The sequence below is a fragment of the Paenibacillus terrae HPL-003 genome, assembly GCF_000235585.1.
Classification (GTDB): domain Bacteria; phylum Bacillota; class Bacilli; order Paenibacillales; family Paenibacillaceae; genus Paenibacillus; species Paenibacillus terrae_B.
In genome coordinates this window covers 2073395-2097371 of record NC_016641.1, presented here as the reverse complement: position 1 = coordinate 2097371, position 23977 = coordinate 2073395, and the positions used below count along the sequence as shown (strand labels likewise).

Genomic DNA, 23977 nt, shown 5'->3' with positions numbered 1-23977 from the left:
ACTTAGCATCATATGAATGAATGATGAATATATAAATACAACCCTCTCGGCCTCGAAGGAATAACCATTAGCCGCTAAATAAAAGTATTTTAAGAATAGGAGATTTGTTTAACGTATGAGAAAAAAATGGAATACAGCAATTGTTGCGCTATTGCTCTTTTTGCAATGCTTATTCAGTACAACACAAGCCTATGCACAAAACCCCGACTCTGCTCTGCCAGTGCCCACAGGAACCGATCCGGTTCAGAGTGTGACTAACGATGTATATCCAAAACCGTCAGAGCCGATTAACGTCCCTCCTGCTATCCCGGCTCCAGCTATTGAGGCAACTGCCGGCTCAACTTCTGTAGAGAGGACAACTCAGGAAAGTATTTTAACCAAGCTAACTCTCACAGATTCCACTGGAAATGTTATTGATGCGGTGTATAATCCCGATAGTCGTATTGATATTGGCTCCGCTATCCATTTAGGCTATGAATGGGAGCTGCCGAACCATACGTATAAAGCTGGAGACACCTTTACCTTTCAATTACCTGAGCAATTTCAAATTTACACAGACATCACATCTCCTCTGACGAACACGGAAGGGGAAGTAGGTCATTTTACCGTAGACCGCCAAGGTAAAGTGATCATGACCTTTAATGATTACGTGGAAAGCCACTCTAATGTCAGCGGTAAGCTGGAGATCCAAACTGAGTTTAGCAAACAAATAGAAAAAGGTAGCACAGAAGTCATTATTGCGATTCCAATCCAAGGCGGCGAGCAAACGGCTATCGTAAATATTAAGCCTACAGCCGGCTCGACTTTGGAGAAGCAAGGAAAGTTCGATGGCAAAAATGGGATTGATTGGACAGTTGACGTAAATAAACAATTGGATCCTATAAAACACGCTGTAATAACCGACCCAACTCCCCAAGGATTGGAACTAATCAGAGACTCCATCCGGGTGTATCATTTACAAATCAATGTGGACGGAACCACCGTGCTGCGGGACACTGTTAGTGCAGATAAGTATACAGTTGAAGCTGATCCGGCTGGTACGGGCTTTAGAATCCGCTTCAACGAAGAGCGTATTAACAGCGCATACCGGATTCAATATTCCACGAACATCACTAGCGAGAACACTCGTTTCTCCAACACGGCCACTTTTTCAGGAGACAATGTGAAGGATACCTCAGCATCAGCTACAGTTACCATTAAACGTGGGGATTTTCTAAGCAAAAAAGTGGAGCAATACGATGCGGTCACACAAACGATTTCATGGGCAATCAAATATAATTTTGCCAACAAAAAAATTCCTGCAGCTAAAGCAGTATTGAGTGACCGTTTTAATAACAGCCAACAATTCATCACAGGCTCACTTAAAGTGTATAAAGGGGATACGCAAGAGGAGCTTCCTTCATCGGAATACATGGTCACTCCAGTTATTGACGACAATGGTAGCAACGGCTTCAATCTGTCTTTCAATACGGATATTGATGCTCCGTATACAATCCGTTACCAAACCAAGGCCATAGATCGTGTACTTGAAAATGGCAAAATAACGAACCGTGTAACATCCGATGGAGTAACAAAAGAAACGACCACAGAGCTGAAAAGTGTAATTATTACCAAGGGCTATAAGGAGCCGAACTATAACACCAAAACGATTCCTTGGGTCATTTCCATTAATGCGGATAAGTATACAATGGACCAGGTCGTTATCGACGATGCCTTTCCGAACGGCGGTCTGGCGTTATTGCCGAACACATTGAAGATCCAAAGCGCGGACGGAAAAACAACACTAACATCGCCGACGGACTATGAGCTGATCCCTCTTACGCTGGATTATAAAAAAGGGTTCACGATACGTTTTCATAAAACGATCCAAGACACGTATACAATCAGTTATACAACTACATTTAACAACGAATGGAAAATCGACAAAACCAAGCCGGACTTTTGGAACAAAGCCTCTATCACTTGGTTATACAACGGAACAACACAAAGCGCGGAGGCCGAAGCTCGATTATGGCCGGACAATATGACCCAGCAAAATGGGGCTAAGTCAGGTAGTTACAATGCCAGCTCCAAGCAAATTACATGGGACATTAAGGCCAACTATAACCGCAAAACTCTGAATCATGCTGAAATAAGGGATACATTATTACAAGGCCAAAAACTGGTGCCAGGTTCCGTTAAAGTGTACGATATGACCCTGCTCGGATGGTGGAATGGGGTACAAAAGGGAGCCGAAGTACCTTCGAGCCAATACACTCTTGTTTTACCTTCCGCCGATAACAACAATGAACTGAGCGTCCGGTTTAACCAGTCCATCAACTCTCCTTACTGGATCACTTTCCAAACGACATTGGAAGGAGAGCTTATTGATAAAGAGATTAACAATAACGCTCAGCTTATGGATGGAAAAAATGTAGATTCGGAATGGGCAGCCAAAGTGACCGTGCCTCACGGTGGAGAATACGTCACGAAATCCGGGGCTCAGAATGGAAATAAAATCGATTGGAATATCCATATCAATGAAGGGCAATCCTATGTCTCCAACGCGAGAATCGTGGATACGCCCAGCAATAATCAAATTCTGATTGAGGATTCCTTTCATCTATATTCCACCAAGGCATCTGCCAACGGAGAAGCTGTCAAGGACACTGAATTAGTCAAGGATCAGGATTATAAGCTAAAAATAACAACGAATGTTCAAGGTCAGCAATCCTTTGAGCTTGCCTTTACGAAGGCTATATCATCAGGCTATATCTTGGAATATCAATCCTTTATTCAAGCTGAAGACAAGGCAAAAGTCAGCAATAAGGTTAATTTCGAGGGCGACCGTTTGACCACCGAAATCAGGGAAACAAGTAAAGAAATTATCGTGCGTACATCCTCTGGTTCAGGATCAGGAGGTGGAGTTACGGGAAGCCTGGAGATCACCAAGGTTGACGAGGACGATCATAATAAGGTACTGCCCGGGGCACGTTTTGCACTCTATGACAAGGATCAGAAAAGAGCCCCTCTTGTCCAAACTACCAATTCGGATGGAAAAATCGTATTCTCTTCATTGAGTTATGATGACTACATTCTGGAGGAACTTACTGCTCCTGAAGGCTACAAAATAACAGCGCCAAAAACTGCAATCAAGATAGATGCAACAATCAAACAAAGCTCAGGTATTAAACAAATCGTGATCACCAACAAAAAGGAGGCTCCTGTTGATCCTGGTACACCTACAAACCCAGGTACACCTACAAATCCAGGAACGCCTACGAATCCGGGCTCAGACAAAAATCGTGATAAGGACCCTGAAATAACTGAACCTCCGGTAACGCCTGCTACGCCCGTAACAACCGAGGAGCCGCAAATCATCGAAGATGAGGATGTCCCGTTGGGCGTTCCAATTATTGAGCAACCACCTGTAGATCCTGAGGTAGAGGCGCAGCCAGGGGCACCAGAAACCGATCCTCACCAGGAGCCTTCTCCACCCGTGAAGATCGAAGAAGATCCAGTACCTAAGGGCGTCATCCGCCTACCGGCAGAAAAGCCTAAAGAGCCAAGCGATCCGAGTCATACACCTAAGGTGAATACATTGCCACAGACAGGAGAAAACAGTCCTGCTCCCTTCTATTTAAGTGGCATGTTCTTAATTCTCCTGGGGGCCTATCTGGGCTATAGACGAACGCATAAAAATAAATAACATTTTATAATCAAAAATCCCCCCTTCTCAGCTCATCACTAGCGAGAAGGGGAATTATTTTACATGGTCCTTCTTTGGATTACTGTTAAAGGGAGGCTTTTCAATTGCGTAAGCTGGCGTACGTGAGCATCATTTTAGGAATCATCATCATGTTATTTCCTACCGCTAATGAATGGATGGAAAATCAGAAGCAAAAAGAGCTATTGCAAGAGGCTGAATCATTATCAAATACAGATCAATCGACACTGACTCCCGAAATGATTAAAGGCTATACACATTTGTCCAGTTGGCTGACAAATACCGCAGCAGCGGATGGAGCACAATTGTCTGAAACCAAACCCTCTTCATCGGCTCAAGAGCCAGCTCCAATCGCTACAATACGCATTGATCGAATCAATCTGGAGCTTCCTGTACTGGAAGGTGCGACCCGAGAGCATATGAGATATGCAGCCGTACATATGTCGGAAACTGCTGCACTCGGCCAGGTGGGGAATGCCGCCATAGCCGCTCATCGCTCACGAACGACTGGACGTCTATTTAACCGACTAAACGAAGTGAAAATCGGAGATCAGATTCTTATTCACACTCGGAGTGAAAAATACTTGTACGAGGTCTACAACATCTCAATTGTCGCTCCTTCAAACGTCTCCGTTTTAAAAAGCAGCAAGGAACAAAAGCTCCTCACATTAATTACCTGTGATCCTCTTGTAAACCCGACTCATCGACTCATCGTTCATGCCAAACAACTGTCCTAATACCGCTAATGAATAGCGGAATAACCTATAAACTATATTGGTGGTGACCCCATTGAGTATATCTTTAACAGCCTTATTTTTAATTGGTCTGACTCTGGCGCTGTGGATATATACGTTTATTTTTTTACGTTCCGTGATGATGGAAAGAAATTTACTGCGGAAGCTTGCTTATCAGGACCCTGTAACGGGTCTGTTCAACCGGAATGCACTTGAACTATTTTGGAAACGAAGCAACAGACAGGAGAGCATTGCTATTATGTATCTTGATCTGGATGGATTCAAAGCCATTAATGACACATATGGGCATCAAATAGGTGATAAGCTGCTCAGACGGGTAAGCGATCATTTACTCCAGGTGACAAACTCCAATCAGAAGGCTTTTCGCATCGGGGGAGATGAATTTCTGCTCATTATGAAGGATTATGACGCTGATCAGGTCAAAGTTCTGGCAGGGCTGCTGCTGCAAAAAATCAGCGTTCCTTATGACATCCAGGGAATCAACCTTCAAGTTACAGGAAGCATTGGTATTAGCATGCATCCTTCTCCAAAGAAACCTCTGCCTTCATTACTGAAAGAGGCCGATATCGCCATGTACCAAGCCAAACGAATGGGGAGAAACTGCTATGCTGTATACCAGAAGATCAAACAGGGATCAAACGTCAGATCATACGGTACTGCACGGGTTAAAAAGCTTGCGGCAGGTATTCGAAAAAAAACAAAGGTCCAAAGTATACAACAAATGGCAACTTTCTAACACTAACAAAGATACCCGTAACATCAAATCAGGCGGGCAAGTCCTGTTCATCCAAGATTATACCCGCCAATAAAAACTTCCTTATTCAGTTTTACCCTTTGCAATCAGCTTGAAATCGTCAAAGTGGAATCCCGGAGCAACGACACAGGTTACCAGCACAGGCTCATCCCCGAGCGGACGCGCCGTTTGCCATACTGTGCCCGGCACCAGCGCTTGTGGATGCTGTCCTGCCTCCACATCGGCACCGACGATAATCACCGTTTCTTCACCAGGTTGTTCTCCGCTCCCCCCCAATTTCAACTCCACAGGGCTTCCGCTATGATACAGCCACAGCTCATCCGAATGCACGACATGCCACTCGGAGAACTCGCCCGGATGCAGCAAAAAATACGTCGATGAAGCCGCAAAGCGCGGACCGGAATACACATCCGGCAGTACAGGCTTCGGAATTTGAAAATGGGACTTCCACATTTCTTTGTACCAGCCGCCTTCCGGATGGGGCTCCATGCCCAATGCGGTTACCAGCGGTGAAATAGCTTTCGTCATTGCACTAACCTTCCTTTACCCTAAATTCCTTCTCCCCTACTGTAAAACATAGCGTTGCTTTTGTCACGTTTCTCCCTTGGAATGTCGAAGGACGTTATTTTATGTCAAATAAAATGACACAAATTTGTTCATTCATGCTCATTTTCATGTGATAATAGCGATTTACTCATGGATTGATACATAAAAAATATATTATGCGTTAAGTTTTATGACATAAAATCTTGTTTTTTATTGTAAGCTTATAGTATCATGAGAGAAAATTTTGAAATTTTGATAGAGCTTGATCATGCCAGCCAATCTACCAAGCTATGTATCCAAGCCTGAAAGGGGTGAGCCTTCTGATCCAGTTTCGCAACGTCAACAAGCATTTTGGTCACTTCCATGTACTTAAAGACATCAATCTTCAGATTAAGGAGGGCGAGGTCGTCGTGATCATCGGACCCTCCGGCTCGGGTAAAAGCACCCTGCTACGCTGTATCAACCGTCTGGAAACCATATCGGACGGGGAGCTGATCGTCAACGAGATACCTGTACATGACAAAAAGATGGATATTAACGCCTTCCGGCGCAATATCGGTATGGTGTTCCAGCATTTTAATCTGTATCCCCACAAAAGGGTGATTGAGAACATTGTACTCGCACCCATGAAGGTGCTGGGCATCTCAAAGGAAGCGGCTACCCAAACAGCCATGACCTATTTGAAGCGTGTTGGAATCGAGGAAAAGGCCCAGAGCTATCCCGCCCAATTGTCCGGGGGGCAGCAGCAACGGGTTGCTATCGCCCGTGGCCTCGCGATGAATCCAAAAATTATGCTGTTTGACGAACCTACTTCCGCTCTTGATCCCGAAACCATCGGAGAGGTACTGGATGTTATGCGTTCGCTTGCCCATCAGGGCATCACCATGGTCATTGTGACTCATGAAATGGGCTTTGCCCGGGAAGTAGCGGATCGCGTCATTTTCATGGACAAAGGACGGATTTTAGAAGACAGTCAGCCTGCCGAGTTTTTTCAGAATCCGGGTGAAGAGCGGGCGCGCCTGTTCCTGAGCCGTCTAATTCATCATTAAGCAGACCTTTAAAATTCAGAGTGCAAATCGAAAGGGGATTGTTCAAATGAAAAAAAGATATTCATGGAGTGCCCTTATGCTGCTTATGCTGTCCTGCCTACTCGTTTTGGCTGGCTGTGGAGGCAAGCAAGGAACGGCAACGTCGGGAAATGAGGCGGCGGCAGCCAACGGGCTGGAAGCCATCAAGCAACGTGGTAAACTGGTTGTTGGTGTGAAATACGACACCAAGCTGTTCGGTCTGAAAGACCCGGCTACCGGGAAAGTAGAAGGCTTTGATATCGACATTGCCAAGGCGGTAGCCAAGCATATTTTTGGAGACGAAACCAAGCTTGAATTGAAGGAAGTCACGTCCAAAACACGAATCACCTTGCTGCAAAACGGGGACATCGACGCCATTATCGCAACCATGACCATTTCGGACGAACGTAAAAAGCAGGTCGATTTCAGCGATGTCTACTTTAACGCCGGGCAATCCCTGCTCGTGAAAAGAGGAAGCCCGATTACCGGTCTGGAGTCCCTGACCCCGGCTACCAAGGTACTTGCAGTTAAAGGCTCCACCTCCGCAAAAAATATCCGCGAAAAAGCACCCAAAGCGACTATACTGGAGTTCGAAAACTACCAGGATGCATTCAACGCGCTCAAGGCAGGTCAAGGGCAGGCGTTGACTACCGATAACTCTATTCTGCTCGGCATGCAACAGCAGGATCCGAATTACACCCTCGTAGGTGGGAACTTCACCGAGGAGCCTTACGGCATTGCGGTGAAGAAGGGGCAAACCGAACTGCTGCAAGCCATTAACGATACGCTCAAGGAACTGAAAAGCAACGGTGAATACGATAAGCTCCACGAGCAATGGCTCGGGGTTAAACCCGAATAATGGGGGTGTCATCCGCAGATGCTTACTTTTGATATCAACGTACTTTTCGACCATAGCGAGCGCTTCAGAGAAGGCTTGCTTCATACCGTTCAAGCCAGTGTCATTGCCTTGATCGGAAGCTTTATTCTGGGGGCGATCATCGCTATCCTCCGAATCGCTCCCTTTAGATGGCTTAACTGGATTGGAACTGTCTATGTAGAGGTCATTCGTAATATCCCGTTGCTGATTGTGGTGCTGTTCTTTTATCTCGGACTTCCCACGTTGGGCGTTCCTTTGGACGGTTTTGTGTCTGGAACGCTTGGCTTGACCGTGTACACAGCCTCCTTTATTGCAGAAGCGATACGTGCTGGCATCCAGTCTGTACCGAAGGGGCAATTTGAAGCTGCGCGTTCCTCCGGACTGAGCTACAACCAGACGATGATTAGTATTATTTTGCCACAAGCGATTAAAATTGTACTGCCTGCGATTAGCAACCAGTTCATCAATCTGGTCAAAAACTCTTCCGTACTAGCCATAGTAGCCGGACTAGACCTGATGTATTACTCGGATCTGATTAACTCGGATACCTTTATGCCCATCACCGTCTATGCCATTACAGCGTTGTTATACCTTACATTGACGGTTCCGCTCAGCTTTCTTGTTCTGTATATGGAACGTCGCCTGTCCAAAACATCCTAAGGAGGGAAGCCCGTATGGATTTTAGTGGAATGTTTGCATGGCCTAATGTGCGTTTTATACTGGAGGGCTTCCTGCTGACGGTGGAGGTCTCCGTTTACTCCATCGTGTTCAGCTTCGCGCTTGGTATCGTGTTCGGTATCCTGCGTTATACGCGTTTACCTGTCATTTCACAGATGGCGGCCTTTTTGATTGATCTGATTCGCAATCTTCCGTTATTGCTCATTATTTTCTTCATCGGTATGGTCTTACCGTCCATTGGTCTTTCCATTTCACTTAAATGGGCGGCCATTACGGGCCTGTCGATCTTCGAGGGTGCCATGATCGCTGAGATTGTCCGTAGCGGTTTGAACTCCATTCATAAAGGGCAGATCGAAGCCGCACGGTCCTCCGGGCTGAGCTATTCCAGAACGTTATGGCATATCATTCTGCCCCAAGCGCTCCGCCGCATGGTGCCGCCCATCGTCAGCCAGTTCATTTCCCTGTTCAAGGATACTTCGCTCGCGGTCATTATCAGTCTGCCGGAGCTGACACATAACATTCAGATTGTCGGAGGTCAAAATCAGTCCTTCGTCATTCCCGCTCTGTTGTTCGCCGCCTTCCTGTACTTCGCTGTCAATTACAGCATGTCGCTGATTGCACGCAGGCTGGAGGTGCGCACTCATTAGCATTCAGCACGCATAGCTTGATGTATATGCTTCCTCCATTCTCCATGGCCTTGTCCTGCTTATCCGTGCCACGCTTGATGTTAAACCTCTCATGAACATTACGCACCATTTTAGTCGGAATAATTTGAGCTTATCCTATCACCAGTATATGGGAATATCAATTAAGAATAGACTATCATGATCATTGAAAATACCAATGATTCAGCAGTAGCGCGACCTTCCTGGCACAAAATGTAATGAAATAACCAACCACAGGTTAATTTTCATCACAAAAAAAAGCCCCCTGATCCCCTTAAAGGGATCAGGCGACTGGCTGGTACAGCTCATATTGTACTTTCTTCGTTAGTTACGAAGCCGCTCCATAAGAGCCGGATTTGAACGTTCTTGGATCGTACCATTTGTAGCCCGCTGCCGGAGCAGCCCAAGGCTCAGCCTGCGGTTCCGTAGAAGCCGCCGGCTCCTCGAACGGCAGCAACTTCGTCGGTTGGTCCAGAGTCAGACCCGCTACATCGGACAGCTTCGTGTAGTCCTGCTTCCATGCGAGCCATTGGACCGTCTGTACCAGGAAGGTAGAATCGTCGACTTCCTTGAAACCATCGTACGTCTTCTTCGACTGTCCGTTCTCCTCACGCACATATTTTGGCGTAGCATCCTCAACTGGCGAAGAATCACCGATAAACGCTGCCTTGCCCTGACCTACCTTGGCAACAGCAGCATAAGGCCCTTCAGCACGGCCCCCGCCGTTATAGACACCCTGATCCACGGCATTGCCCCATTTTTTCGTGCCTGTAGGAATATAAGCGATTCCTTTAGCCTTGGTCGGATCCATAATCGCCAATGTAGAACCAGCATGCATTGCAATCGAACGTACACCCTTCGTAATGCCGAAGGATTGATCTGCCGCTACGATATCGGTAGCATTCACGTCACCGAGTGCATTGTAGCGGAAACGAACGCCAAAGTTCGTTGCCAGCCAGTCGGAACTGGTTAATCCCTGCATAGCTGGTGATGCAGCTTCTTCTGTAGTCATCCCTTTGGCCGGATTGGAATAGGCTCCACGGCGGTAGCCGTTCATAACCTCAGAGGAATCCCAACGGTTTTTGTTCCGGTCAGCGTTGTAGTGGTCAGAAATGAAGAAAATACTGCCTCCATTCTTCACATATTGAACCAAAGCAGCTTGCTCGGATGCCTTAAAGGCAACATTGGCTTCACCAATGATGAACACATCATATGGGCGTAGCTTGTCGTACGTTATAGCCTGCTCGCCATAGGTAAAAGGAATGGAACGGTTCAACTGGTCCACGGTAAAACCAGCATTACGCAGTCCGCCCGCAAAATCGGAAAAGGCTCCCTCTATAACCCAATCCGCCGCTCCGGCTGTCTGTGCATGCGTATTATCGAACAGCACTTTTTTGCCTTTTCCATCCGGTAATGTCGTACCGGGTTGACCTGGGGTACCAGGATCAGGTTCGCCAGGTTCACCAGGATTCCCAGGCTCGCTTCCGCTCACCAGTTCCAGAGCGCTTGGGCTTTTCACTCCGCCAAAATTGTTATAGGCACCCAGCGCACCCGTCACGCGGATTTTGCTGCCGATCAGCTCAGGATGGCCTGACAGCCCAAATTGTCCTCTATACGCGGATGTCAGTTGCACATTTAATAGATTAGACGTATTGCGTTCACTCGCCTGATCCGCAATCAGTACGTTAAAATCATTTGCAAATGGGGCAGAGAAATTAGCCGTTTTCGATCCGGTGGCATGTCCGACGACGTAGCCTTCTACCGTCACCGTACCTCCGCTGCTTTGGCGCTGAAGCGCTTCCGCTACCGTCAATGCGCCCTCCGCATTGACCTGACCGAATGGAACGAAGAGCCCTACCAGCAGTGATACAATTGCCGCCAGATGCAGCGTTCTTTTCAAGCGTGAGCCTGTGAACCGGAAACCTTTTGCCATACGTAAATGTCCCTCCTATTATTCCATAAATTAGATTGTCCTCTATCAGATTAGCTACAAACCTTCTAATTCCTTCCTGCTTTCATCCATAATTATGTAAAATTTAATCTTTTTTATCGAGAAGGTACCTGATTCTGTAAAATTTCAACCTGTGATTGACACCGGGCATGGCATACATTACGCTTAGGAGGAATGGTTGAACGGTATACGCGAATGAAGATGACGGGAGAGCCTGTCTGGGAATCACATCCCGGCAGCACCGAAGGAGCAAGACGTCAGCACCCGGCTGGCGGATAATCTCTCAGGTCCATGTATCGTCATCTGACGCAACTCTGGAGAGAGCGCAAGCCACCCAAGGGGTAAGGCGGTATACACCGCACGAAACTCTCAGGTAACGAGGACAGAGATAAGGGAAATTTCCTTATCCTGTCCTTTTTTGTGCTTACATGCTGCGTCAGCATTAGAAACCGTCACACCCGCGCAAAGGCGCGACAGCACCATATACTTGGTATTAGAACATACAGGGGGCCACACCATGCGTTTCAAAGATGTATTTTCCATTATCGGTCCGGCTATGACCGGACCCTCCAGCTCACATACCGCAGGCGCGGTGCGGCTCGCACGTGTTGCTCGGCACTGGCTCGGTGTACAACCTGACCGCGCCCGCATGACGCTGTACGGCTCATTTGCCGATACGTACAAGGGACACGGCACAGACCTGGCACTCATTGCCGGACTGCTGAATTACGATACAGACGACTACCGGATTCCGGATGCCGAGCAATGTGCAGAGCAGGCCGGGATGGAAGTGGAGTTCGCTGTCAGCGGACTGCCCGCCCCCCATCCGAACACGGTCCGCTTCGAGCTATGGAAGGGTGAAGATCAGCGCACGCTGCTAGGCTCCTCCATCGGCGGCGGAAGCATTCATGTTCAGCAACTCAACGAATTCCGGGTCAATCTAACCGGAGAGTTGCCTACGCTGGTGCTTCTTCACTCGGATAAGCCCGGAACATTGGGCGCGGTGACTTCAGCGCTGGGAGCGGCTCACATTAACATTGCCTATATGCACGTGGATCGCAAAGGCCGGGATGGTGAAGCGCTCACTGCCATTGAAACCGATAGCCCCGCTCCGGCTGAATTAATTACTGAATTGCGGGCTTTGCCTCATATGTATGAAATCAAAATGATTAATTTGAAAAAAGGAGCTGAATCCGATGCGGTTTAGCCATCTGCATGAATTAGGTGCCTTGTGCGTAGAGGAATCCACTACGATTGGTCGCCTGATGATCAAGGAACAGGTACAAGAGACGAACACACCGGAGGAAGAGATCTTCCGCCAAATGTCTGATTATTATGAAGTCATGAAGGAGGCCGTTCATCGCGGACAAACACAAGATACTGTATCCCGCAGCGGATTGACGGGCGGCGACGGCAAACGCCTGGCGGAATATTTGCGTGCTGGAGAAACCTGCTCCGGCGATGCCTCGGCACTCGCCATGGCGTATGCCCTCTCCGTATCGGAGGTCAATGCGTCTATGGGGCGCATTGTCGCCACGCCCACCGCAGGCTCATGCGGGGTCATCCCCGGCGTGTTCATCAGCGCGCAGGAGCGGTTCGGCTGGGATGACGAGCATATGGTGCGCGGACTGTTCGCGGCTGGAGCGATTGGCTACGTCATCGCCAACAATTCCTTCATCTCCGGTGCGGAGGGAGGCTGTCAGGCCGAGATCGGCTCAGCCATCGGGATGGCCGCAGGTGCTATGGTCGAGCTGCGCGGCGGTACGCCAGAGCAGGCCATCCATGCAGTGGGCCTCGCGCTCAAGAACACGCTCGGCCTGATTTGCGACCCCGTCGCCGGACTTGTGGAGATTCCGTGCATCGTGCGCAACGGGCTGGGGGCTGTGACCGCGCTTGCCGCCGCGGATATGGCTCTGGCGGGTGTGCGCAGCGCCATCCCGTCTGACGAAGTCATCGACGTGATGCTCGAAGTCGGCAGCGCGATGCCGTCCAAGCACCGCGAGACCGCCAAAGGCGGCCTGGCCCAAACGCCGACCGGCAAGCGTCTGACGGAGTCGCTTACGCGCAACATACCAGCCAAGAAGGATAAGTCATAGCTTTCAGGCGACTGCCACCCCAAATAACACATGGGAAGAGAAACAGTCGCCTTATAAAGAAAAGAGCAAGCATGTCGTCCTTAGACGTATGCTTGCTCTTTTCTTACCCTTCACTCCGTTACAGATCACATCAATATACCTCCCCGAAAAAAGGGCAGCTTACTGCACATTTACCTGTACCTTCGTTGTTTTTCCTGCATATTTCACGGTAATCACAGCTTTACCTTTACCCTGTGCCTTAATGCTGCCGTCTTTGACCGTGGCAACAATAATTCGGGACGAGGACCAGACTGCCGGCTTGGATACATCCTTCTCCGACTCATCCTTGTACGTAGCTGTAGCCGTAACCTTAGCTACCTGTCCTGCTTTCAAATTCAGCGAGACTTCGTCGGTTTGCAAATATTTAAGCGTATCGACATCCACAGGTACAGTGATATATTTCCCGCCAAACTTCGCTTGAATATTAGTTTTACCATAGCTTACTGCGGTAACCTGGCCCTTTTTGACTGTAGCTACCTTATAATTTAACGTTTTCCATTCGGCTTGGGCCGTAACGTCCTTTTCTTTGCCATCACTGGATTTGACCACAATTGCGATGGTTTTTTGATCTCCGGATTTAAGCGATAATGCGATAGCATCCGCCTCAATCTGTTGCGCTACATCCACTTCTACTGTAAATGTAATGCTTTGCTTGCCATAAGAAGCTGTAACAGTAGCCTTACCGCTGCCATTCGCTTTGATCAAGCCCTCGCTAACCTCGACCACTTTCACATTGCTGGTAGTCCAGGTGGCATCCTTGGTTACATCTGTTTTTGTACCGCCACTCTTGACGCCTGTAACCTTCAACTGCTTCGTTTCCTGGGCACCGAGTGCAATTACGCGTGTGTCTGTTTCCAAACGGTCTACAAGGCCCACTTGTACGTTTATCGTCAGTTTTTTGCCGTTGTAGGTTGCTGTAATAACCGCCTTACCGGCTGATTTACCCGTAATTGTTCCTTTGGATACGGAAGCAATATCCTCCGCACTTGAGGTCCATTCCGCATCCTGTGTCACATCGTCCTTACGACCATCCGCATACGTAGCGGTCAGGGTCGCAGCATAGTCCTCATCAATATCAATCGTTGCGGTTTTGGAGGACAGGGACAGGTCACCAGGCACATTCACAGATACCGTCGCTGTGACTGTTTTGCCGCCATAAGAAGCAGTGATCGTTGCCTCACCTGTTTTATAGCCCGTTACTTCACCCTTACTGACAAATGCAATATCTTCATTGCTGGATTTCCAATCTGCCTTGCTTGTAATATCTTCTTCCGTACCTGTTACGTACGTAGCGGTCAGCTTGAGCTTTTTGGTTTCTTTGGCATTCAGGCTCAGCTTGTCCTCACTCAAATCGAGATATCTGGAGGTTTCAACGTCTGTTTTAATCGAAACTGTCTTATCGCCATACTTAGCGGTCACCGTAGCTGAACCCGCTCCAATCGCCATAATCGTTCCTTTATTCACTGTCGCAATTTTCTCGTCGCTTGATGTCCAAGCGGCTTTATCTGTGATATCCGTTACCGTTCCATCTGGGTAAACAGCGGAAACCTGTATTTTCTTGGATTCATCCAAACGGAGAAAAATATTGGATTCGCTGGCTTTCAGCTTATTCGTTTGATCAACATCCACCGAAATGGTAGCGGACATCGTACCGTATTTACCTGTAATCGTCGCTTTACCCGCGCTGTAGCCGGTAATGGTGCCTTTCAGTACATCCGCCACGGCTGCATTGCTGGAGCTCCAGTCTGCCGAATCAGTAACATCCTGCACCGTTCCATCCGGGAATGTCGCCGTCAGTTTAACCTTCTCGGTATCCTTCAACAAAAGGGAAACCTCTGATGAACTGACATCCAAACGTTTAACTTGTTCTACCTGCACAGCAATCGTTACGGTCTGTTGTCCGTATACGGCCTTAATATTGGCTGTACCTGCTCCCTGAGCGGTAACCAATCCGTTAACAACGGTAGCCACCTTTTGATTATCCGAGGTCCAAGTCGCATCACCCGATACCTGAGCCGTCGTGTTATCACTGTAAGTCGCTGTCAGATCAACCTGTCCTGTGCCGCTTGAACGCAAGTTCAGGCTTTGCACACTGGATGTGAGCGCCTTAACCTTTTTCGTTACATGTACCTGAACCGATTGTATCTTATCTTTATAGGTCGCAACCACAGTCGCATCCCCTTCGCCCTTACCAGAAACTGTACCGTTATATACCGTAGCAATAGCAGTATTATCACTTTTCCAATCCGTGCTTACGGTTACATTGGAAGTCGTCCCATCCGTATAAATAGCTGTAGCCGTCAATGCAGCCGTATCTCCCTGCTGCACAGTTACCTCGTTAGAGGAAAGGACAATCTTGGAAAGCACCAGATCAGCAGCGTGTGCAAACCCTGCATATGATGTAAAGCTTGAGATCAGGATGACCAACGCCAGAAAACCAGACCACCTATTCTTCAAAATCTAATTCCCTCCCATTTCAAAACTTAAAATTAAGGATTTCGCAAAATCCTTATACCTACGTTTTATGTCGACATGTGGAAAAGAATAGTTTAGGCTTTAAAGAAAATTTGGTCCTTATTAACTAGAATTGGTACTGACAAAGATTAAGCTGTTACATATAACCTCACTTTTACAAGCAGCTATAAGCTGCTGCACGAAGCCTCAAATGGTGGTATTCTTCCATATTTGGGGCCAGCTGATGCATATAAACGATCGAGAACTGCTCGCTTGGATCTATAGAAACCCAAGTACCTGCTATTCCCGACCAGCCAAATTCTCCAATAGAGCTGTTTGCATGCCCAGCCGCTTTATCAACTAACGTGCGCACGCCCAGCCCGTAACCATAACCTGTATGATATGAATTCGTAAAATCGGATAATTGGGCTGTATTCAGATGATTGGTGCGCATTAAATCAATTGTTTTTCTCCCTAATAGCCTCACACCGTCTATCCTACCGCCATTCGACAGCATTTGTGAAAATGTGAGGTACTCTTTGACTGTCGAATACAAACCTGCCCCTCCACTTTCATATACAGCGTCTGACTGATGATGCTCATCCAAGAAACCCTCAATTTTTTCAAGCTCTCCGGTGTCTGTCCGTTGGTAAAAAGAGGCCATACGCGATTCAATATCTCCACGATAACGGTAACCTGTATTCTTCATTCCAAGCGGATCAAAAATTTCATCCTTTAGGAATTGTCCTAATGATTTTCCTGAAATGACTTCAATAAGACCTGCAACAAGATCATGTCCATATCCGTATAACCATCGTGTTCCCGGTTCAAAGGCAAGCGGAACTTCAGAAAGCGCTTTAATTTCTGCGCGCAAATCATATTTTCCTTGCTTTTCCTTTAACGCTTTAATGACCTTTTGCATAGCTTTTCCTGTATCTGAATACTCGGAAGCGTAAGGAAACCCCGCACTCATATTGAATATATGCTTAATTAAAATAGGGTTTTCAGCCTTATCCATATAGGTGTGTCCGTTAGGAGCGGTTTTGAATACATACGAATTACGATATTCGGGTAAATATTCATACAAAGGCTCATTCAACAAAAATTGTCCGCGTTCGTACAGCATAAGTGCAGCCGCACATACAATAACCTTTGTCATGGAAAACAAGCGATACACGGTATCTTCAGTGATTAGTTTTCGAGCTTCCAGATCAGCATATCCGTGATACCCTTCATACAACACTTGGCCATTTTGTGCAATGGCACAACCACAACCTGCTGGCCCATTCGCTATGAATTGTTGCAATAACTGATCTACCTTTTCAAAACGAGACATATTCATTCCTCCTGTTTTTGCTTTCAAAAGAAACAAGCTTTCCCTCGCATTTATTTTAACGGTAAATTTAGTAATTACAAAGATTACTTTCATAACCAAATGGCTTTACATTAACAGTTCTGCCACTGTTTCTTTCCAGCGATGTAACACTGCTTCCGGCTCCTTGAGTCGGACCGTAACACCTGTCACAATATCCGCATATTGGGCTGAATCTTCTCGGGCTGCGAATACCTGTGCTGCAAACCGCTCGCGTACATGTTTGGCTCCAGGCAAAGCCGGCAGGTGTTCCAGTGACAGCCGTACATAGTGCGCCTTGCCATCGTTAAACACCGCAAGCGTTGCCTTCCCGGTGCGGATCATGTTGCCCGTCGTGGTCGTCCCCGGCCATAGTGCCAGCCGCAAATTCCCCTCGTCCAGCGCCACAATCTCGCCTACGCTAATCATTGCAATATGCGGCCACTGATCCTCAGTGACCGTCAGCAGCATCATTGCTTCATGCTGCTTGTGCTCCAGCCCCTTGCCGTCCAGCAGCGTGAACAGCTCCTTACCGATCCTTGGTGTCTGCATGAAGTATATTCCCCTTTACATTTGGCCTATATCTTCAAAGTACCACAATTTACAACGGGTTACGAACGATCCTGTACCCGCTCTGGAATAGGAGGGACATGGGCGGCATTCGGAATATCTTCGGGGTTCACTTTGAACGCCGATTTATACTTTGCCGGATCAGTAATGCTATCCGGTTCCGAGGTGCGCCATGTGAACATACATACAGGACACAGCAAGACCTCCCAGGCGCCTTTAACTGGCGAACGGGTAACAACCTCCGAACGATTAGATTCACAACGGGGACAAATATGCATCTGTCAGCACTCCTTTAATCTTTCTTTATTTTCAAACATATTTAACGAAGCATGTGGCTCAACTTTTCCTCCCATTCCGCTACACCGAGCGGGGAATCGAGCGGCTGCGAATAATGGCCTCTAATATCCGGTGCTATAGGTGTCGTCGCATCCAATATCATTTTGTGCGTCATACCTGCCGGATCAGAGCCGGGGTCAAGAGGTAAAATAGACAAGCCTGGCACAATGACAGCATCATGCTTCGGATGCAGCTTGGTGGATAACGCCCACATGACCTGCGGCAGATTGAACGGATCGACATCTTCATCCACCACAATCACCAGCTTGCAATACCCCAATCCATGCGGAGTTGTTAGCGCACGCATCCCCACAGCCTTCGCAAAGCCGCCATAACGGGTTTTCGTGGAAATAATAGCGACCAGCCCATGCGTATACATGGCATTAACGGCTACGATTTCATTAGGAAATGCATCCTTGAGCTGTTGAAACAACGGTACACTTGTATTCACACCGATCATATAATCCGTTTCCGTCCAAGGCATCCCGATGTACAAATGCTCAAAGATAGGCTGCTTACGGTGATATACACGATTAATCTGAATAACTGGCATCGCGCGGCCGCCGGAATAGTGACCTGTAAATTCACCGAACGGACCTTCATACTCACGTTCACCCGCCAACACTTCACCTTCCAGAATAACCTCAGCTCCCCAAGGCAGATCGAGATCCGCATCCTTCGCTTTGACCACACAGTAAGGCTCACCCTGAATGGCCCCCGCCATCTCATATTCCGATTGATCATACAGCAGCGGCGTAGAAGCAGCCGTAGTAATAACAGGCTCACATCCGAGAGCAATAGCGACCTTCAGATTTTCGCCACGTTCCTCAGCTTGACGGATATGGATCGCAATATCATGCTGCGGTACAGGCTGAATACCCAAACGGTTCTTGCCTTTCACCTGCATCCGGTACAAGCCGACATTTTGCTTACCATAGGTGTCCGGATCATCCAGATCGCGTGAAACCAAAATCGCTTTGTCCAGATAAAATCCTCCATCTCCCTGGTTCAAACGAAACAACGGCAAAATATCAAACAAATTTATATCCTCTGTAATCTCTACTTCATGAAAAGGGGCGGTTTCTTCCCGCTTCACGGGCATAGGGAATTGTTCATAACGTCTGGCGAATTCAAAAAACTGCTCCTTGAGTGGCGTGTTTTTGGGCATTCCCATCATGAGGGCATGATTGGGCCAGGAACCCATCACATTCATTGCAATACGAGCATCCGTATATCCATAGATATTGTTGAAAAAGAGAGCAGGCGTTTTATCCCCAAGATTATGTAACGCTCTGTTAGCTGCTGCGATGTCCGGCTCCGGCTTGACCTCATCGCTGATCGTGAGCAATTGTCCCTCCTTTTCCAAGGTGTGTAGAAAATCGCGAAAGTCTTTATAAGCCATCATTCATTCTCCTTCGTCTTTCGATTTCTCAATTCTGGTGCAGTCTGGAGTCAGTCTGCTTCATTCCATCCCAGCGTTTGGCTGCGGTTGTGACGATACCGAACTGATCCAATGCGCGAAAAACAATATGGTCCACTAATTCCTCGATACTTGCAGGATGATTATAAAAAGCAGGCATCGGCGGCAGGATTATCACGCCCATGCGTGACAGCTCCAGCATATTTTCCAGATGGATACTGCTTAATGGTGTTTCCCTGGTCATGAGCAGCAGCTTCTTTCGCTCCTTCAGCATCACATCTGCTGATCGGGTGAGCAGGTTGTCCGCCATACCGATACGAATGGAGGCGAGCGTCTTCATGCTGCAAGGAGCGACGATCATTCCGTCTACCCGGAAGGAGCCGCTGGAAATACGCGCAGCCTGATCCTTATACGAATAAACTGTATCCGCCATGGCCTCCACTTCCTTCAACGTATAGCCTGTCTCATAGGGAATGTTCGCAATAGCCCACGGGGATAGCACCAGATGGCTCTGGGCTCCGGCCTCCCGTAATTGCTGCAATATACGGATACCGAAGATCGACCCTGTCGCTCCCGATATTCCTACAATGATTTTCTTCATATGTCCCCTCCTTCCACCCCATCGTTTTATGTTCACCAATGCATCACTGTCAAAAATTATACGCCTGTTCCTTGCACACGAAAAATATATATAATATATGCAATGCATACTTTAAAAGTATTCAAATCGACGTGGTTGTTCAGAAATGAGGAGGAATCCCCCAATGGATATGAAGCATCTGCATTACTTTTGTGTCATCGTGGAAGAAGGACAAATCACGAAGGCCGCCCAAATGCTTAACATGGCTCAACCTCCATTAAGCCAACAACTAAAAAATATGGAGGACGAGCTTGGAGTAAAGCTGATTTACCGTGAAGGCAAGAGGTGGGAGATCACCGAGGCCGGATACGCACTATACACCCGTGCCAAGCGTTTATTGGCTGAAATGGAGGATACCTGTAGAGAAATTGGTGAATTTGAAAGCAATGTTACCGGCACTTTATCTATAGGCACTTCATCAGTCTGTATGTCTCTGATTACCGGGCAACTCAGCCGCTTTCACCAGGAATATCCAGAGGTATACGTTAAAATAGGACACGGAGACACACATCATCTGGAGGAACTGCTGCATCAAAATAAAGTCGATCTGGCTCTGCTGCTGCTTCCGGTAGACGACAACTCGTATCATATGATTGAACTCGAAGGCGTTTCTTTTGTCGCCGTACTTCCACGTGAATGGGCAGATCGTCATCCGAGTGGAGAAATCACGTTACAGGAAGCAGCCAGCTATGACCTCTTGTTGGCACGCCGAACAGAAGGACACGGACTATACGAAACCGTCATCCGCAAATTTCAGGAACACCATCTTGTTCCGCGCGTCGTACTGGACTGTCCTGAAATATCGACCATTCTCGCGCTCGTATCCACAGGCATGGGGATTACCATCATTCCAGACGCTGGCATGGGACAAGAATACGGTGACAGATTTCGCACACTCTCCATTAAGGAGCCCTTCCCCTTCACACGGCCTGCCGTCGTATGGCGCAAGGATCGTTATTTATCCAATGCAGCTCGCAAATTGGTTGAACAGCTACAAGCTGGAGACACGAAAAAGACTGCTCCCGAGTAGATGCTCTACAGCTCTACTCTTGAACAGCCTTATGCTGAGGAACTTCCCTCATTCCCTCGTTGATGCCGCCTTATTTGACTCCCTGATGCCGATACTCAGTCGGAGTCATTCCACATTTGCGCCGGAATACCTGTGTAAAATGCCTCATGTCCTGATAGCCAATCCGCTCGGAAATATCAGCCAGCCGAAGATGAGGATCACCGAGCAGCCGCTTCGCTTCCTCCATCCGCAAGCAAATAACGTAATCCTTGTAGCCTTGTCCGGTTTTTTGCTTGAACAACTGGCTGAAATACACCGGATTCAAAAAAACGACCGAAGCCACCTTCTCCAACGACAATTCTTCTGTAAAATGCGCCCGAATATATTGCAACGCCACATCCACCGTATGCATGCCTTTTCGCAGACATTCTCCGGCATCCACTGCCGCCGCTGCAATCTCCTCGGGCGTTCGTCTTAGCCGTGCCACTTCTTCGGGAATGGACGCAAAATTGTGATGAACCCCCGAACGCGTAATTTGTAACGACACCTTCACATAACGCTTCAAGTGGGATTTGAGCAACGATTCCAGCCGTGCCGCCTCTGCCTCATCCCGCAGTCGTGCAATGCCCAGCAGGCTATGGCGGTCGAGACTGACAACAAAGCCACTGCCGCCTGCCTCAATCAGCTCGGATAGTACATTTTCAATCATAAAATGCTCCAGGTGCGTCTGCTTGTGATCAGGTTCCATACGAACCATGAAGAGATGAAACTCCGGATAGTTTTCCACAAACGGCTGTATATCGAGCTTCCCCGTATCCAGTCCAAGTGCATAGCGTTGAAAAACAGCTTCACGCAAATAGACCATATTGGACTTGAGAAGCTTGCCCTCGTTTGCCTGCTGTGAAGCGACAAGCGCTTCGGCCGCCAGCATTTCAATGCATTCCAGCAGCTTTCTTTTGCCGATCGGCTTTAACAGATAGTCTTTGGCACCCAGCTTTACTGCTCTTTGTGCATATTGGAAGTCAGAATGGGCCGAAATAACAACCCACTGTAGATGAGGATGCTTTCGCTTGGAAATGCGCATGAATTCCAGACCATCCATACCGGGCATCAGGATATCGGTCAATACTATATCCACAGGATGCTCCGCCAGAATGCCTGCTGCTTCCTCGGTGGAAGCAGCAAGATGAATGCCGCAGGCTGGCAGAGCCTGGTCAATGGTGCGCCGAATCCCCTGCCGAATCATACTTTCATCGTCAGCTATCAGAATATTCATGTTTCTCCTCCTTCTGTGGCAGAGGCACACTTACAGTGGCTGTCGTTCCGGCCCCAGGTACGCTGGAGATCCGTAGGCCGTACTCTTCTCCGAACATGTGCCGTAGCCGTAAATTTAGATTTTGCAGGCCGATGCCTCCCACCTGCCCGCTGCCCGTCTGCTTGCCGGGTTCTGCCAAAGCAACCTGAACCACCTCCCATCGTTCGTACTCCATCCCCGCGCCGTTATCCATAATATGCAGGCTTAATACACCGTCATATTCCTCTGCCCTGACGAGCAGCTTGCCGCCTGTATTCGCATGAAGAGGCTCCAGTCCGTGCTTGACCGCATTTTCAATCAACGGCTGTAAGGTCATTTTTGGCAAGCGGATTTCCATCCAGCGTTCATCAATACTGATGTCTACGGATACCCTGCCTTCCAGCCGTGCCTGAATAATCGTGAGATAATGCCCGATCTGCTCCACTTCTTCGCGCAGGCTGACATCGGTCCCTTCCTCCCAATGACTGCTGTAGCGGAACATATGGGATAAGGAAAGTACCACTTCCCCGAGCTGATCCTGTCCCTTTTCATCCAGCATCCAATAGATCATATCCAGCGTATTATACAGAAAATGCGGATTGACCTGCGTCTGGAGCGCGTGCAGCTCGGCATTTTTTTCACTGACCGATGATATGCGAACCAGCTCGATCAGCTCGGCAATCCGTCTTACCATATGGTTGAAGGACGTCGCCAATTGGTTGATTTCCTCATACGATTCAATCTCCAACGTATGGCGGAAATTCCCCGTCTCCACCCGCTTCATTTCCCGAATGACCCGCTTCAGCGGAAGCGAAATACGTCTGGAGACGATGGACGCAATCAGCGCGGATAAAATAATGAGTACAGGCACCACAATGAGCAAATACCTTTGGTTTTGAACCAGCTCCACGTTCAAATCCCCGCTGGGTGTCACACTAATGACCGACCAATCGGCAAATGGCAACTTGGAAGCGATTACAACCTTCTCATTACTCCGATTTACAATGACATCATCCTCAGGTACCTGCTGCTCCAGACTTTGCAGATCCGGTGGCGGTTCAGAGGAAGTAGCCGACACAATCCGGTTTTTATTGCCTACCAGATATACTTGACTATTGGTACCCAGCCGCAAATTGTGGAGGGCGGACAGAACAGAGCGCGGTTCAGCTTCAAACAGGACGATACCAATCGGCTTATGCTCATCCAGATCGTAGAGCTGGCGCCCGAACGCAAACACCGGTCTGGTTTCCACCTGGTCAATGACAGAGTGAGGATAAACGCCCAGCCATGCGATTTTGCCCGCTGACTTTCGAATTTCCTTATACCATTCAGTGTGTTCGTAATCGGTATCAATAACATTCATATAATTACCGTAGTTGTATACCTTGCCTGTGTCTGTGATGACATGAATGCCTATCAGGTCCTCCCGCGAATAATAGATAGCCCCAAGAATATTGGTAATTGTACGTTCATTGATGTAATGGATGGCGGGTAAATCACTGGTATCGGTCGTTAGCAGACGAACCAAATCCATATTGTTGCTGATCGATTTGGACAGACTGTTATAGCTGCTGAGCAGCAATTCGAACAGTCCTGCCGTTTGGGAAACATTTTTACGAGCCAGCTCACTGACCTTATCATGGAACTGCACTGTAGTACGGTTATAAAACAACAAACTGATCGCCAGCACAATACCGGACATGCTCAACAGGAATAGAATAAACAAGCGGTGGTGAATAGACTGAAAACGGCGCATCATACCTCCGTGC

General features: G+C 48.0%; 20 protein-coding genes and 1 riboswitch. Of the genes, 10 read left to right on the top strand and 10 right to left on the bottom strand.

Going from position 1 to position 23977, the window contains the following annotated elements; all coding sequences use genetic code 11:
- Positions 1 to 115: 115 nt before the first annotated feature.
- The 3 genes from HPL003_RS09635 (at position 116) to HPL003_RS09625 (ending at position 5197) form a co-directional block, all read left to right on the top strand.
- Positions 116 to 3688: an LPXTG cell wall anchor domain-containing protein gene (locus HPL003_RS09635; RefSeq protein ID WP_014279428.1), complete on the top strand. Its 3573-nt coding sequence runs from the start codon at positions 116 to 118 to the stop codon at positions 3686 to 3688.
- Positions 3689 to 3792: 104 nt separating this feature from the next.
- Positions 3793 to 4443 carry a class D sortase gene (locus tag HPL003_RS09630; protein ID WP_014279427.1) on the top strand — a complete coding sequence of 217 codons (651 nt, stop codon included), beginning with the start codon at positions 3793 to 3795 and terminating at the stop codon, positions 4441 to 4443.
- 52 nt (positions 4444 to 4495) lie between these two features.
- Positions 4496 to 5197 (top strand): GGDEF domain-containing protein, encoded by a 702-nt coding sequence (locus HPL003_RS09625; RefSeq protein ID WP_014279426.1) that lies wholly within the window; start codon positions 4496 to 4498, stop codon positions 5195 to 5197.
- A gap of 81 nt (positions 5198 to 5278) precedes the next feature.
- Here HPL003_RS09625 and HPL003_RS09620 read toward each other — a convergent pair whose 3' ends face one another.
- The gene (locus HPL003_RS09620; RefSeq protein ID WP_014279425.1) at positions 5279 to 5743 is read right to left on the bottom strand and encodes a cupin domain-containing protein; all 465 of its coding nucleotides are present in this window, start codon (positions 5741 to 5743) and stop codon (positions 5279 to 5281) included.
- A 308-nt stretch (positions 5744 to 6051) separates the two neighbouring features.
- On the opposite strand from HPL003_RS09620, the gene HPL003_RS09615 reads away from it, so the two are divergent.
- From HPL003_RS09615 to HPL003_RS09600, 4 genes are read left to right on the top strand one after another with little or no spacing between them, the layout of a single operon-like run.
- Positions 6052 to 6810, top strand: a complete 759-nt coding sequence (locus HPL003_RS09615; RefSeq protein ID WP_014279424.1) for an amino acid ABC transporter ATP-binding protein — start codon at positions 6052 to 6054, stop codon at positions 6808 to 6810.
- Between the two features lie 46 nt (positions 6811 to 6856).
- On the top strand, positions 6857 to 7687 hold the full coding sequence (locus HPL003_RS09610) for a transporter substrate-binding domain-containing protein (protein WP_014279423.1): 831 nt from the start codon (positions 6857 to 6859) through the stop codon (positions 7685 to 7687).
- Positions 7688 to 7705: 18 nt separating this feature from the next.
- Positions 7706 to 8365 (top strand): amino acid ABC transporter permease, encoded by a 660-nt coding sequence (locus HPL003_RS09605; protein ID WP_014279422.1) that lies wholly within the window; start codon positions 7706 to 7708, stop codon positions 8363 to 8365.
- Between the two features lie 14 nt (positions 8366 to 8379).
- Positions 8380 to 9030 (top strand): amino acid ABC transporter permease, encoded by a 651-nt coding sequence (locus HPL003_RS09600; protein WP_014279421.1) that lies wholly within the window; start codon positions 8380 to 8382, stop codon positions 9028 to 9030.
- 346 nt (positions 9031 to 9376) lie between these two features.
- On the opposite strand, the gene HPL003_RS09595 is transcribed toward HPL003_RS09600, so the two are convergent.
- Positions 9377 to 10981 carry a DUF6359 domain-containing protein gene (locus HPL003_RS09595; protein WP_014279420.1) on the bottom strand — a complete coding sequence of 535 codons (1605 nt, stop codon included), beginning with the start codon at positions 10979 to 10981 and terminating at the stop codon, positions 9377 to 9379.
- A gap of 213 nt (positions 10982 to 11194) precedes the next feature.
- Positions 11195 to 11308: riboswitch (glycine riboswitch) on the top strand.
- 208 nt (positions 11309 to 11516) lie between these two features.
- On the opposite strand from HPL003_RS09595, the gene sdaAB reads away from it, so the two are divergent.
- Together sdaAB and sdaAA are read left to right on the top strand one after the other, a co-directional pair.
- Positions 11517 to 12206, top strand: coding sequence for an L-serine ammonia-lyase, iron-sulfur-dependent subunit beta (sdaAB, locus tag HPL003_RS09590; protein ID WP_014279418.1), 690 nt, complete (start codon positions 11517 to 11519; stop codon positions 12204 to 12206).
- Positions 12196 to 13095: an L-serine ammonia-lyase, iron-sulfur-dependent, subunit alpha gene (gene sdaAA, locus HPL003_RS09585; RefSeq protein WP_014279417.1), complete on the top strand. Its 900-nt coding sequence runs from the start codon at positions 12196 to 12198 to the stop codon at positions 13093 to 13095. Before sdaAB ends, sdaAA begins: the two co-directional genes overlap by 11 nt.
- Positions 13096 to 13254: 159 nt before the next feature.
- On the opposite strand, the gene HPL003_RS09580 is transcribed toward sdaAA, so the two are convergent.
- The 6 genes from HPL003_RS09580 to HPL003_RS09555 all read right to left on the bottom strand — a co-directional run bounded on the left by HPL003_RS09580 (position 13255) and on the right by HPL003_RS09555 (position 19866).
- A complete protein-coding gene (locus tag HPL003_RS09580) occupies positions 13255 to 15591 on the bottom strand; it encodes an Ig-like domain-containing protein (protein WP_014279416.1) in 2337 nt (778 codons plus the stop codon).
- Positions 15592 to 15763: 172 nt separating this feature from the next.
- A complete protein-coding gene (locus tag HPL003_RS09575; RefSeq protein WP_014279415.1) occupies positions 15764 to 16924 on the bottom strand; it encodes a serine hydrolase domain-containing protein in 1161 nt (386 codons plus the stop codon).
- A 105-nt stretch (positions 16925 to 17029) separates the two neighbouring features.
- On the bottom strand, positions 17030 to 17491 hold the full coding sequence (locus HPL003_RS09570) for a pyridoxamine 5'-phosphate oxidase family protein (RefSeq protein ID WP_014279414.1): 462 nt from the start codon (positions 17489 to 17491) through the stop codon (positions 17030 to 17032).
- Between the two features lie 59 nt (positions 17492 to 17550).
- Positions 17551 to 17787, bottom strand: coding sequence for a non-oxidative hydroxyarylic acid decarboxylases subunit D (locus HPL003_RS09565; RefSeq protein WP_014279413.1), 237 nt, complete (start codon positions 17785 to 17787; stop codon positions 17551 to 17553).
- Between the two features lie 41 nt (positions 17788 to 17828).
- On the bottom strand, positions 17829 to 19247 hold the full coding sequence (locus HPL003_RS09560; protein WP_014279412.1) for a non-oxidative hydroxyarylic acid decarboxylases subunit C: 1419 nt from the start codon (positions 19245 to 19247) through the stop codon (positions 17829 to 17831).
- Positions 19248 to 19275: 28 nt separating this feature from the next.
- Positions 19276 to 19866: a UbiX family flavin prenyltransferase gene (locus HPL003_RS09555; protein ID WP_014279411.1), complete on the bottom strand. Its 591-nt coding sequence runs from the start codon at positions 19864 to 19866 to the stop codon at positions 19276 to 19278.
- 163 nt (positions 19867 to 20029) lie between these two features.
- On the opposite strand from HPL003_RS09555, the gene HPL003_RS09550 reads away from it, so the two are divergent.
- Positions 20030 to 20935 (top strand): LysR family transcriptional regulator, encoded by a 906-nt coding sequence (locus tag HPL003_RS09550; RefSeq protein WP_014279410.1) that lies wholly within the window; start codon positions 20030 to 20032, stop codon positions 20933 to 20935.
- Between the two features lie 70 nt (positions 20936 to 21005).
- Here HPL003_RS09550 and HPL003_RS09545 read toward each other — a convergent pair whose 3' ends face one another.
- Together HPL003_RS09545 and HPL003_RS09540 are read right to left on the bottom strand one after the other, a co-directional pair.
- Positions 21006 to 22190 carry a response regulator gene (locus HPL003_RS09545; protein ID WP_014279409.1) on the bottom strand — a complete coding sequence of 395 codons (1185 nt, stop codon included), beginning with the start codon at positions 22188 to 22190 and terminating at the stop codon, positions 21006 to 21008.
- Complete coding sequence (locus HPL003_RS09540; RefSeq protein ID WP_014279408.1) at positions 22171 to 23967, bottom strand: cache domain-containing sensor histidine kinase; 1797 nt, start codon at positions 23965 to 23967, stop codon at positions 22171 to 22173. The genes HPL003_RS09545 and HPL003_RS09540 overlap by 20 nt, the downstream gene beginning before the upstream one ends.
- Between the last annotated feature and the right edge of the window lie 10 nt (positions 23968 to 23977).